8 protein-coding genes are annotated in these 11,860 nt (G+C 72.5%); 5 read left to right on the top strand and 3 right to left on the bottom strand.

Features of this window, described 5'->3' with window-relative positions; genetic code table 11:
* Positions 1 to 9: 9 nt before the first annotated feature.
* The 5 genes from FKN01_RS14595 to FKN01_RS14615 all read left to right on the top strand — a co-directional run bounded on the left by FKN01_RS14595 (position 10) and on the right by FKN01_RS14615 (position 6,405).
* Positions 10 to 1,377: an ABC transporter substrate-binding protein gene (locus tag FKN01_RS14595; RefSeq protein ID WP_143620412.1), complete on the top strand. Its 1,368-nt coding sequence runs from the start codon at positions 10 to 12 to the stop codon at positions 1,375 to 1,377.
* Positions 1,374 to 2,234 carry an ABC transporter permease gene (locus FKN01_RS14600; RefSeq protein WP_143620414.1) on the top strand — a complete coding sequence of 287 codons (861 nt, stop codon included), beginning with the start codon at positions 1,374 to 1,376 and terminating at the stop codon, positions 2,232 to 2,234. The genes FKN01_RS14595 and FKN01_RS14600 overlap by 4 nt, the downstream gene beginning before the upstream one ends.
* Complete coding sequence (locus FKN01_RS14605; protein WP_143620416.1) at positions 2,231 to 2,980, top strand: ABC transporter ATP-binding protein; 750 nt, start codon at positions 2,231 to 2,233, stop codon at positions 2,978 to 2,980. Before FKN01_RS14600 ends, FKN01_RS14605 begins: the two co-directional genes overlap by 4 nt.
* A gap of 11 nt (positions 2,981 to 2,991) precedes the next feature.
* Positions 2,992 to 5,712 carry a fumarate reductase/succinate dehydrogenase flavoprotein subunit gene (locus tag FKN01_RS14610; RefSeq protein WP_143620418.1) on the top strand — a complete coding sequence of 907 codons (2,721 nt, stop codon included), beginning with the start codon at positions 2,992 to 2,994 and terminating at the stop codon, positions 5,710 to 5,712.
* A gap of 84 nt (positions 5,713 to 5,796) precedes the next feature.
* On the top strand, positions 5,797 to 6,405 hold the full coding sequence (locus FKN01_RS14615; protein WP_143620610.1) for a Uma2 family endonuclease: 609 nt from the start codon (positions 5,797 to 5,799) through the stop codon (positions 6,403 to 6,405).
* 23 nt (positions 6,406 to 6,428) lie between these two features.
* On the opposite strand, the gene recQ is transcribed toward FKN01_RS14615, so the two are convergent.
* The 3 genes from recQ to FKN01_RS14630 all read right to left on the bottom strand — a co-directional run bounded on the left by recQ (position 6,429) and on the right by FKN01_RS14630 (position 11,860).
* Entirely contained in the window at positions 6,429 to 8,468 is a 2,040-nt protein-coding gene (gene recQ, locus FKN01_RS14620; protein WP_143620612.1) for a DNA helicase RecQ, read from the bottom strand.
* A gap of 159 nt (positions 8,469 to 8,627) precedes the next feature.
* Positions 8,628 to 10,292 (bottom strand): NADH-quinone oxidoreductase subunit NuoN, encoded by a 1,665-nt coding sequence (nuoN, locus tag FKN01_RS14625; RefSeq protein WP_143620420.1) that lies wholly within the window; start codon positions 10,290 to 10,292, stop codon positions 8,628 to 8,630.
* Complete coding sequence (locus FKN01_RS14630; protein WP_143620422.1) at positions 10,289 to 11,860, bottom strand: NADH-quinone oxidoreductase subunit M; 1,572 nt, start codon at positions 11,858 to 11,860, stop codon at positions 10,289 to 10,291. Before FKN01_RS14630 ends, nuoN begins: the two co-directional genes overlap by 4 nt.

Genomic DNA, 11,860 nt, shown 5'->3' on the forward strand with positions numbered 1-11,860 from the left:
CCCCCGACCATGCGACGCACAGCACCCGGCGCCCTGGCCGGTGCCGCGCTGCTCCTCACGCTCACCACGGGCTGCGGCGGCGGGGCGAGCGCGGACGACCGCGGCACCGTCACGGTGACCGTCGGCTACCAGTCCCGGACCATCAACACCGTCACCGCGGGCACCCTGCTGCGGTCCCTCGGCTACTTCGAGGACGAGCTGCGCAAACGCGGCGAGCGGGACGGCGTCACGTACGAGGTGAAGTGGCAGGACTACGCCACCGGCGCCCCGATCACCGCCCAGATGACCGCCGGAAAGATCGACATCGGCTCGATGGGCGACTTCCCGCTGCTGATCAACGCGGCCCGGGGCGTCCAGCTGAAGCGCCCCACCCGGCTCGTCTCGGTCACCGGCTACAACCTGTCGGGCGGACTCAACACCGTGGTCACCGAGCCCGGTTCCAAGCTCCGCACGCTCACGGACCTGCGCGGCAAGAAGGTCTCCACGAGCGTCGGATCGGCCGCCGACGGCACCCTCGTACGCGCTCTGCAGCGGGCCGGGCTCGACCCCGAGAAAGACATCCGCAAGCTCAACCAGCAGCCTGCCGTGGGGGCTTCGGCGCTCCAGGCGGGCAGCGCGGACGCGTTGTCGCAGTTCGTGGCCTGGCCGGGGCTGCTCGCCTTCCAGGGCCGGGCCAAGGCGCTGTACGACGGCGCCGAACTGAACCTGCCGACCTTCCACGGGGTCACCGTCCGCGAGGACTTCGCCGAGAAGCGGTCCGCCGTGGTGGAGGACTTCCTGCGCGCCCAGGGCCGGGCGACGGACTATCTCCACGAACACCCCGTCGCCGCCTCGGAGTCCGTCGCGAAGGCCACCGGGCTCCCGGCGGAGGTCGTCCACCTCTACAACGGCGCCCAGGGTATCGCCACCTTCGACACCACGCTGAAGCCCGCGCTCATCGCCGCCCTGAAGAAGGACGTCCCGGTGCTGGCCTCGGCGAAGCTGGTCGGCGACGTGGACGTGGACGCCTTCGTGGACGACCGGTACGTCAAGCGGGTGTACGGCTCCGGCTATGCGAAGGCCCTCGCCGCGGGGCCGCCCGCCCGGCGCGGCGGAGAGGTGTGGCCGAAGGGCAAGGACGCCACCACGGCCTTCACCACCTCCGCCGAAGTGCTGCGGTACGTGGCCGCGCACCGGGACACGGTCCGGGCGGCATACGTCCCCGACACGAAGACCGGCACGCTGTGGTTCGCGGACCGCGCGGTGTGGGTCGCGGACGGCGGGGAACTGCGGCCCTACGTCACCGAGTCGGCGGCCCGCGCCGATGTCGCGGCACACCCCGGCGCCCGGACCGTCTCCTACGCCGACGCGCTGGAACGCGCCGGGTCCGCGTCATGACCGGGCGCTGGTCCCCCGTGCGGCGGGTGCTCTCACTGGTCGCGGCGGTCGGGCTGTGGCAGGCGCTGACCACGTACGACATCAGTCTGTGGCTGCGCTTCGAGCAGTTCCCGACGGTGACCGAGGTCGGCCGCGCGTTCGCGGACCGGGTCTCCGGCGACGCGTACTGGCAGGACCTGACCGACAGCCTGACCCGGATCGTCACCGGCTTCGCGCTGGCCGCCGTCCTCGGGGTCACCGTCGGCACGGCCGTCGCCCGCTCCCGCATCGCCGCCGATCTGCTGGGCCCGGTCCTCGAAGTGCTGCGGCCCGTCCCGGCCATCGCGCTGGTCCCGGTCGCGATCCTGCTCTTCCCGAGCAACGAGCAGGGCATCGTCTTCATCACGTGCACGGCCGCCTTCTTCCCGGTCATGGTCTCCACCCGGCACGCGGTGCGGGCGCTGACCCCGGTGTGGGAGGAGGCCGTCCTGACCATGGGCGGCGGACGGCGGCGCGTGCTGTGGTCCGTGGTGCTGCCCGGCGCGCTCCCCGGCATCCTCGGCGGCCTGTCCGTCGGGATCGGGGTGTCCTGGATCTGCGTGATCTCCGCCGAGATGATCTCCGGCGAGTACGGGGTGGGCTACCGGACCTGGCAGGACTACACGGTCGTGGACTACCCCGGGGTCTTCGTCGGCATGGCCACCATCGGCCTGCTCGGCTGGCTCACCTCCACCGCTGTGGAGCTCCTGGGCCGCAGGCTGACCCGCTGGCTGCCGCGCGCGGAGGGCCGCCCGGCCTCCCCCGCGCGCCGCCGCCCCGCAGCGGCGGCGACCGCCGCCCCCTCGGTCCGCACGGCACGGGAACGGGTGCGCTCATGACGGAGACGACGACCACGCGAGGACTGCGGCTCACGCTGCGCGGCGCCACACTCGGCCGGGCCGGGGCACCCGTCCTCGACGGCATCGACCTCGATGTCGTGCCCGGCGAGATTCTGGCCGTCGTCGGCCCGTCCGGCTGCGGGAAGTCCACGCTGCTGCGGACCCTGGCCGGGCTGCTCCCCCCGCTCGGCGGCGAGGTCACGGAGGACGGCGCGCCCGTCACCGGACCACGCGCCGAACGGGCCCTCGTCTTCCAGGACGACGCGCTCCTGCCCTGGCGCACGGTCCGGGCCAACGTCGAACTGCCCCTCACCATCCGGGGCGTGGGACGCGCCGAACGGCGGGCCCGGGCCGTCGAGTGGCTGGCCCGGGTCGGGCTCGCCGAGCACGCGGGGAAGCTGCCGCACCGGATCTCCGGCGGGCAGCGCCAGCGCGTGCAGCTGGCCCGGGCGCTCGCGGCGGGGCCCCGGGCGGTCCTGATGGACGAGCCGTTCGGGGCGCTGGACGCCCAGACCAGGGCCGGTATGCAACAGCTCCTGGTCGACGTGCTCCGGGGCAGCGGCGCCACAGTGGTGTTCGTGACGCACGACGTGGACGAGGCGCTGTTCCTCGGCGACCGGGTGGCGCTGCTGCCGGGCGGCCGGGTCCTGCCGGTGCCGCGCCCGCGCGAACGGGCCGCCCACACCGACCCGGTGACGGTCGCGCTGCGCCGCGAGGTCCTGGAATCCCTCACCCCCCTCTCCTGAAAGGCACCCCCGTGCAGATCCCCGCCCTCGCGGACGCCGAGGAACTCTCCTGCGACGTGCTGGTGGTCGGCGGCGGTACGGCCGGCACGATGGCGGCCCTCACCGCCGCCGAGCACGGCGCCTCCGTCCTCCTCCTGGAGAAGGCGCACGTCCGCCACTCCGGCGCGCTCGCCATGGGCATGGACGGCGTGAACAACGCGGTGATCCCGGGCCGCGCCGAACCCGACGACTACGTCGCCGAGATCACCCGCGCCAACGACGGCATCGTGGACCAGTCCACCGTCCGCCAGACCGCGGTACGCGGCTTCGGCATGGTCCGGCGCCTGGAGTCGTACGGGGTGAAGTTCGAGAAGGACGAGCACGGCGAGTACGCGGTCCGGCAGGTCCACCGCTCCGGCTCGTACGTCCTGCCGATGCCCGAGGGCAAGGACGTCAAGAAGGTCCTCTACCGGCAGCTGCGGCGGCGCGAGATGCGGGAACGCATCCGCATCGAGAACCGGGTCATGCCGGTGCGGGTGCTCACCGGCGACGACGGCCGGGCGATCGGCGCGGCCGGCTTCAACACCCGCACCGGGCAGTTCGTCACGGTCCGCGCCGGCGCCGTCATCCTCGCGACGGGCGCCTGCGGCCGCCTCGGCCTGCCGGCCTCCGGCTATCTCTACGGCACGTACGAGAACCCGACCAACGCGGGTGACGGCTATGCCATGGCGTACCACGCGGGCGCCGAGCTGACCGGCATCGAGTGCTTCCAGATCAACCCGCTGATCAAGGACTACAACGGCCCGGCCTGCGCGTACGTCGCCAATCCGTTCGGCGGCTACCAGGTCAACCGGCACGGCGAGCGGTTCGTGGACTCCGACTACTGGTCGGGGCAGATGATGGCGGAGTTCGCGGCGGAGGTCGCCTCCGACCGGGGGCCGGTCTACCTCAAGCTCAGCCATCTGCCGGAGGAGTCCGTCAGCGCCCTGGAAACGATCCTGCACTCCACGGAACGTCCGACGCGCGGCACGTTCCACGCGGGGCGCGGTCACGACTACCGCACCCATGACATCGAGATGCACATCTCCGAGATCGGCCTGTGCGGCGGCCACTCGGCGTCCGGCGTCCGCGTCGACGACCACGCCCGCACCACGGTGGACCGGCTCTACGCGGCCGGTGACCTGGCGTGCGTGCCGCACAACTACATGATCGGCGCGTTCGTCTTCGGCGACCTGGCGGGCGAGGACGCGGCCCGGTTCACGGCGTACGAAGGCGAGTTGCCCGCCGACCAGCTGCGGGCGGCACACGAACTGATCTACCGCCCGCTGCGCAATCCGGACGGGCCGCCGCAGCCCCAGGTCGAGTACAAGCTGCGCCGCTTCGTGAACGATTACGTGGCCCCGCCGAAGTCCGGGGCCCGGCTGTCGATCGCCCTGGAGTCCTTCGAACGGATGCGGACGGACCTCGCGGAGATGGGCGCGAAGACCCCGCACGAGCTGATGCGGTGCGCGGAGGTGTCGTTCATCCGCGACTGCGCGGAGATGGCCGCGCGCTCCTCGCTCGCCCGCACGGAGTCCCGCTGGGGGCTCTACCACGAGCGGACGGACCATCCGGAGCGGGACGACGCGGACTGGTTCCACCACCTGGACCTGTACAAGTCGGCGTCCGGGACGATGGAGTTCACGGCGCGCCCGGTGGCGCCGTACCTGGTCCCGGTGGAGGGCTTCGTCCCGGCCGGGGGCCCGGTCCGGCGGATCGGCGCGGTCGAGCCGGTGGGGGTGGGGACGGCGGGGGCGCGGGAGGCGGCACCGGTGTCGGTGTCGGCGCGGACCCCCGTGGCAGCGGCCGCCGAACCGGCCGTCTCCACCTCGCCGCGCATCCTGGAGCTGCTGGCCCTGAGCGAGGGCGAACCGGAGCTGGCGTCGCTCACCCCGTATCTGGACGACCCGGACCCCGCCGTCCGCCGGGCCGCCGTCGCCGCGCTCACCGAGTCCACTCCGCCGGGCGCGGGCCCCGCGCTGGCCACGGCCCTGGGCGACCCGTCCGCCGCCGTGCGCGCGGCCGTCGCGGCGTCCCTGCGCGAACTGGTCGAGGTCCTGCCGCCGTCCCCGGAGCTGCGCACCCCGTTGGTGGCCGCGCTCTCCTCGGCCGACGCGGTGGTCCGCGCCGCCGCGCTGGACACCCTGCGGGCGCTGCGGCTGGGCGACGCGGAGCTGTACGCGGGCACGCTGGGCGACCCGGACCCCGGCGTCCGGGTCGAGACGGTGCGCGCGCTGGTCTCGGTGGACGCGGTGGAGGGCCTTTCCCGCGCGGCGGGCGACCCGGCCCGTGAGGTCCGCGTCGCCGTGGCGAAGGGCCTGGCCGCCGTCCGCTCCCCCGCTCCGGCCCCGCTCGCCCCGCTCCTGGACGACCCGGACGCGCTGGTCCGCGCGGCGGCCCTGGGCGCGCTGGCGGAGACGGGCTGCCCGCCTGCGTACGCCGACCGCGCGGTGGCCGCCCTGACGGACCCGGCCTGGCAGGTCCGCGCGGGGGCGGCGAGGGGGCTGACCTCGGCTTCACCGGCCGACGCGGTGCCCCCGCTGGCCGCCGCCCTGTCCGATCCGAACGCGGACGTCCGCAAGGCGGCGGTGCTGGCGCTGCTGCGTCACGGGGGCGCCCCCGGGGTGCGGGAGGCGCTGGCGGGGGCGGTGGCGGACCCGGACGCGGATGTGCGGGCTTACGCGGGGCGGGGGATGGCGGTCAAGGGCGCGTGAGTCGTTCGCACGTTCAGGGGAGCCGCTTCCGGTTCCCGGCGGATACGCTGAAAACTCCGCGAGACTCCGTCCATGGGAGCACTGATGAGCGTCGACCCCGAGGCCCCGGAGCCGCGGTGGGCGGTCCCGCCCGTGGGCGGCTGGACCGCCGATGACCTGGACACACTCCCGAATCTGCCTCCGCACACGGAGCTGATCGACGGGAGCCTCGTCTTCGTGAGTCCGCAGACCGTGTTCCACGAGCGCGCGATCGACTACCTCAAGTGGCAGTTGCAGTCCGTCGCGCCCGTCGACCTGGAGGTGTTCCGGGAGTTCACCATCGACGTCGACTTCCAGAACCGACCCGAGCCCGACGTCGTCGTCGTGCGCGCCGACGCCGTCAAAAGCCTGCGGCAGACCCGATTCCCCGCGGGGAGCGTTCTACTCGCCATCGAAGTCGTCTCCGACGACTCCGTCACCCGCGACCGGGAGACAAAGCCCGTGAAGTACGCGCGGGCGAAGATCCCGCACTACTGGCGGGTGGAGAACCAGAACGGGCGCCCGGTGGTGTACGTCTTCGAGCTGGAGCCCGCGACCGGCGCGTACACCTCCACCGGGATCTTCCACGACCGCATGAAGGTGTCCGCGCCCTTCCCGGTCGAACTGGACCTCACCGCGATCGTCTCGCGCCGCCGAGCGGCGGACCCCCAGTAGACCCGCCGCGCGACCCGGCCGCCTCACTCGTACTCCGGGGGCTCCTCGTCCCAGCCGAACTCGGCGTCGTCGTGGGAGGCGGCGGGGGCGGGCCTTGCCTGGGCGGCCGGGGCGGGGGCGGGCTTTTCGGCGGGGGCCGGGGGCGGGACGGCCGCAGGCTCCGCGACTGCCGGGGCCTCGGCCGGGTCGAGGCCCGACAGGACCTCCAGGACGCCCTCCCCGTACGTCGCGAGCTTCTTCTCGCCCAGGCCGCTGATGCCGCCCAGCTCGCCCAGGGTCGCCGGGCGGACCGTGGCGATCTCGCGCAGGGTCGCATCGTGGAAGATCACGTAGGCCGGGAGGCCGAGCTCCTTGGCCTGGGCGGCGCGCCAGGCGCGCAGGGCCTCGAAGACGGGGACGGCCGTCTCGGGGAGGTCGGCGGCGGCTGCCGCCTTCGACTTGCGCTCGCCCCGGGCGGACGACGACGACCGGGAGGCCGTCGGCTTCTTCGGCTCCTTGCGCAGCTGCACCTCGCGCTCGCGGCCGAGGACCGCGCCGCTCGCCTCCGTGAGGACCAGCGTGCCGTATTCGCCCTCGACGGCCAGCAGGCCCTGGGCCAGGAGCTGGCGGACCACACCGCGCCACTCCGCCTCGGACAGGTCCTCGCCGATGCCGAACACCGACAGCTGGTCGTGGTCGAACTGGATGACCTTGGCCGTGCGGCGGCCGAGCAGGATGTCGATGATCTGGCCCGCGCCGAACTTCTGGCCGCGCTCCCGCTTCAGCCGCACCACCGTGGACAGCAGCTTCTGCGCGGCCACCGTGCCGTCCCAGGTCTCCGGCGGGGTGAGGCAGGTGTCGCAGTTGCCGCAGGTCGCGGCGGCCGGCTCCTGGCCGAAGTACGTGAGGAGCTGGGCGCGGCGGCACTGGGCGGTCTCGCAGAGGGCCAGCATCGAGTCCAGGTGCGCCGCGGCCCGGCGGCGGAAGGCTTCGTCGCCCTCGCCGCCCTGGATCAGCTTGCGCTGCTGGACGACGTCCTGGAGGCCGTACGCCATCCACGCCGTGGACGGGGCGCCGTCGCGGCCGGCCCGGCCGGTCTCCTGGTAATAGCCCTCGACGGACTTCGGCAGGTCGAGGTGGGCGACGAAGCGGACGTCCGGCTTGTCGATGCCCATGCCGAAGGCGATCGTCGCGACGACGACCAGGCCCTCCTCGCGCAGGAAGCGGGACTGGTGGGCCGCGCGCGTCCCGGCGTCGAGCCCCGCGTGGTAGGGGACGGCCTCGATGCCGTTGCGGCAGAGGAATTCGGCGGTCTTCTCCGTGGACGCGCGGGAGAGGCAGTAGACGATGCCCGCGTCCCCGGCGTGCTCCTCCTTCAGGAAGGCGAGCAGCTGCTTCTTCGGGTCGGCCTTGCCCACGATCCGGTACTGGATGTTCGGCCGGTCGAAACTGGCCACGAAGTGCTTGGCGCCGGGCATGGAGAGCCGCTGGGTGATCTCGCGGTGCGTGGCGTCCGTCGCCGTGGCCGTCAGGGCGATGCGCGGCACGTCGGGCCAGCGCTCGCCGAGGACCGACAGGGCGAGGTAGTCGGGGCGGAAGTCGTGGCCCCACTGGGCGACGCAGTGCGCCTCGTCGATCGCGAAGACGGAGACCTCGCCCCGGGCCAGCAGCGCCAGCGTGGAGTCCAGCCGCAGCCGCTCCGGGGCCAGGTAGAGGAGGTCCAGCTCGCCCGCGACGAACTGGGCCTCCATCGAGCGGCGCTCGTCGAAGTCCTGCGTGGAGTTGATGAAACCGGCCCGCACGCCGAGCGCCCGCAGCGCGTCGACCTGGTCCTGCATGAGGGCGATCAGCGGGGAGATCACGACGCCGGTGCCCCGCCGGACCAGGGCCGGGATCTGGTAGCACAGGGACTTGCCGCCGCCGGTGGGCATGAGCACGACGGCGTCCCCGCCGGCCACCACGTGGTCGACGATCGCCTCCTGCTCGCCGCGGAACGCCTCGTAGCCGAAGACGCGGTGCAGGGTGCGCCGCGCCTCGCTCTCGGTCGCGGCGGCGGCCCCGCCCGTGCTCACATCCGTGGTCATGCCCGTCACGCCCGTCCCGCTCATCGCTCTGTCCCCGGTCCCGCTGCGTCCCAGCGCTCTCCCCTGCCACGATAGGCGCCGCCTGTGACAACGCCGGACGGGCTTGACTTCCCGAGGGAAGGCCAAGCCCGTCCGGCGTCGTCGTACAGCCGTCTCCGGCTACCTCACGAACGTCCCGGCCTGGCCCGCCAGGTCCAGGAAGTACTGCGGGGCCACGCCCAGGACCACGGTCACGGCCACGCCGATCGCGATGGTCGTCATCGTCAGCGGGGACGGGACGGCGACCGTGGGGCCGTCCGCCTTCGGCTCGCTGAAGAACATCAGCACGATGACCCGGATGTAGAAGAACGCGGCGATCGCCGAGGAGATCACACCGACCACGACCAGGCCGCCCGCGCCGCCGTCCGCCGCCGCCTTGAACACCGCGAACTTGCCGGAGAAGCCCGAGGTCAGCGGGATACCGGCGAAGGCCAGCAGGAACACCGCGAAGACCGCGGCGACCAGCGGCGAGCGCCGGCCGAGCCCGGCCCACTTCGACAGGTGCGTCGCCTCGCCGCCCGCGTCCCGTACGAGCGTGACGACGGCGAAGGCGCCGACCGTCACGAAGGAGTACGTGCCGAGGTAGAAGAGGACCGACGAGATGCCGTCGGGGGTGGCCGCGATCACACCGGCCAGGATGAACCCGGCGTGCGCGATCGAGGAGTAGGCCAGCAGCCGCTTGATGTCGGTCTGGGTGATCGCGACGACCGCACCGCCCACCATCGTCACGATCGCGACGCCCCACATGACCGGCCGCAGGTCCCAGGTGAGCCCGGGCAGCACCACGTACAGCAGGCGCAGCAGCGCGCCGAACGCGGCGACCTTCGTCGCGGCGGCCATGAAGCCGGTGACCGGGGTCGGGGCGCCCTGGTAGACGTCCGGGGTCCACATGTGGAACGGGACCGCGCCGACCTTGAAGAGCAGGCCGGTCAGGATCATGGCGCCGCCGATGAGCAGCAGCGCGTCGTTGCCCATGGTGTCGGCGAGCGCCGGGTCGATCCGCTGGATCGTGCCGTCGACCACGGTCGCGATCTGCGCGTACGAGACGGAGCCCGCGTAGCCGTAGAGGAGGGCGATCCCGAACAGCAGGAACGCCGAGGAGAACGCGCCGAGCAGGAAGTACTTCACGGCCGACTCCTGCGACATCAGCCGCTTGCGGCGGGCGACGGCGCACAGGAGGTACAGCGGGAGGGAGAAGACCTCCAGGGCCACGAAGAGCGTCAGCAGGTCGTTGGCCGCCGGGAAGACGAGCATACCCGCCACCGAGAAGAGGACGAGCGGGAAGACCTCGGTGGTGGTGAACCCGGCCTTGACCGCGGCCTTCTCGCTGTCGCTGCCGGGCACGGACCCGGCCTGCGCGGCGAAGGAGTCGACCCGGTTCCCGTGGGACTCGGGGTCGAGCCGCCGCTCGGCGAACGTGAAGACCGCGACCAGGGACGTCAGCAGGATGACGCCCTGGAGGAACAGGGCCGGTCCGTCGACCGCGATGGCGCCCATCGCGGCGATGTGCGCCTTGGTCGTCCCGTAACCGGTGGCGGCGAGGCCGACCACCGCGGCGAACGCGGCGACCAGCGCGACGACGGTCAGGAAGACCTGCGTGTGATACCGGGCCCGGCGCGGCACGAACGCCTCGGCCAGGACGCCGAGGACGGCGACGCCGATCACGATCAGGACCGGGGTCAGCTGGGTGTACTCGATGACCGGGGCCGTGAACTTCTCGTCCGGGGCGGCGGATGTCACCCCGCTCGCCGTCGTCCACAGGCTGTGGACAGCTGTTGCGCTCACTTGGCGGCCTCCACCTCGGGCTGGGGGTCCTTCTTCTGTACGTCCGACATGGTGTGCCGCACCGCCGGGTTGACGATGTCCGTCAGCGGCTTCGGGTAGACACCCAGGAAGAGCAGCAGCGCGATCAGCGGGACGACCACCACGAGCTCACGGGCCTTGAGGTCCGCCATGCCCTGCACCTCGGCCTTGACCGGGCCGGTCATGGTGCGCTGGTAGAGGACCAGGACGTAGATCGCGGCGAGCACGATGCCGGTGGTGGCGATGATGCCGACCGCCGGATACGCGGCGAACGCGCCGACCAGCACCAGGAACTCGCTGACGAACGGGGCGAGCCCCGGCAGCGAGAGCGTGGCCAGACCGCCGATCAGGAAGGTGCCGGCCAGGACCGGGGCCACCTTCTGCACCCCGCCGTAGTCGGCGATGAGACGCGAGCCGCGCCGGCTGATCAGGAAGCCCGCGACCAGCATCAGCGCGGCCGTCGAGATGCCGTGGTTGACCATGTACAGCGTCGCGCCCGACTGGCCCTGGCTGGTCATCGCGAAGATGCCCAGGATGATGAAGCCGAAGTGCGAGATGGACGCGTAGGCGATCAGCCGCTTGATGTCGCGCTGGCCGACCGCGAGCAGCGCCCCGTACACGATGCTGATCAGCGCCAGGACCAGGATCACCGGCGTCGCCCACTTGCTGGCCTCCGGGAAGAGCTGGAGGCAGAAGCGGAGCATCGCGAAGGTGCCGACCTTGTCGACCACGGCGGTGATCAGCACGGCGACCGGCGCGGTCGCCTCTCCCATGGCGTTGGGCAGCCAGGTGTGCAGCGGCCACAGCGGGGCCTTCACCGCGAAGGCGAAGAAGAACCCGAGGAACAGCCACCGCTCGGTGCCGGTCGCCATGGAGAACGAGCCGTTCGCCCGGGCCTCGGCGATCTCGGAGAGCGAGAACGAGCCGGCGACCACGTACAGGCCGATCACCGCGGCCAGCATGATCAGACCGCCGACCAGGTTGTAGAGGAGGAACTTCACGGCGGCGTACGAGCGCTGCGCCGCCGCGTTCTCGTCGCTGCCGGTGTGCGCCCGGTCCCCGAAGCCGCCGATGAGGAAGTACATCGGGATGAGCATGGCTTCGAACAGGATGTAGAAGAGGAAGACGTCGGTGGCCTCGAAGGAGAGGATCACCATCGCTTCGACCATCAGGATCAGGGCGAAGAAGCCCTGGGTGGGGCGCCAGCGCGAGGAGTTCGTCTCCAGGGGGTCGGCGTCGTGCCAGCCGGCCAGGATGACGAACGGGATCAGCAGGGCGGTGAGCGCCATGAGCGCGACGCCGATGCCGTCGACGCCCAGCTCGTAGCGGACGCCGAAGTCCTTGATCCAGGCGTGCGATTCGGTGAGCTGGAAGCGGTCGCCGCCGGGCTCGAAGCGGGCGAGCGCGATGCCCGCCAGGACGAGCGTGGCCAGCGAGAAGAGCAGCGCCAGCCATTTGGCGGCGGTGCGCCGGGCGGCCGGGACGGCGGCGGTGGCCACCGCGCCGATCGCCGGGAGCGCCGCCGTCGCTGTCAGGAGGGGAAAGGACAT

The sequence above is a fragment of the Streptomyces sp. 130 genome, assembly GCF_007096885.1.
In the GTDB taxonomy this organism is placed as follows: domain Bacteria; phylum Actinomycetota; class Actinomycetes; order Streptomycetales; family Streptomycetaceae; genus Streptomyces.

Coding starts and splice junctions, on each gene's coding strand:
- FKN01_RS14595 (WP_143620412.1), top strand. CDS start 10: ATGCGACGCACAGCACCCGGCGCCCTGGCCGGTGCCGCGCTGCTCCTC.
- FKN01_RS14605 (WP_143620416.1), top strand. CDS start 2,231: ATGACGGAGACGACGACCACGCGAGGACTGCGGCTCACGCTGCGCGGC.
- FKN01_RS14615 (WP_143620610.1), top strand. CDS start 5,797: ATGAGCGTCGACCCCGAGGCCCCGGAGCCGCGGTGGGCGGTCCCGCCC.
- FKN01_RS14600 (WP_143620414.1), top strand. CDS start 1,374: ATGACCGGGCGCTGGTCCCCCGTGCGGCGGGTGCTCTCACTGGTCGCG.
- FKN01_RS14630 (WP_143620422.1), bottom strand. CDS start 11,860: ATGTCCTTTCCCCTCCTGACAGCGACGGCGGCGCTCCCGGCGATCGGC.
- recQ (WP_143620612.1), bottom strand. CDS start 8,468: ATGACCACGGATGTGAGCACGGGCGGGGCCGCCGCCGCGACCGAGAGC.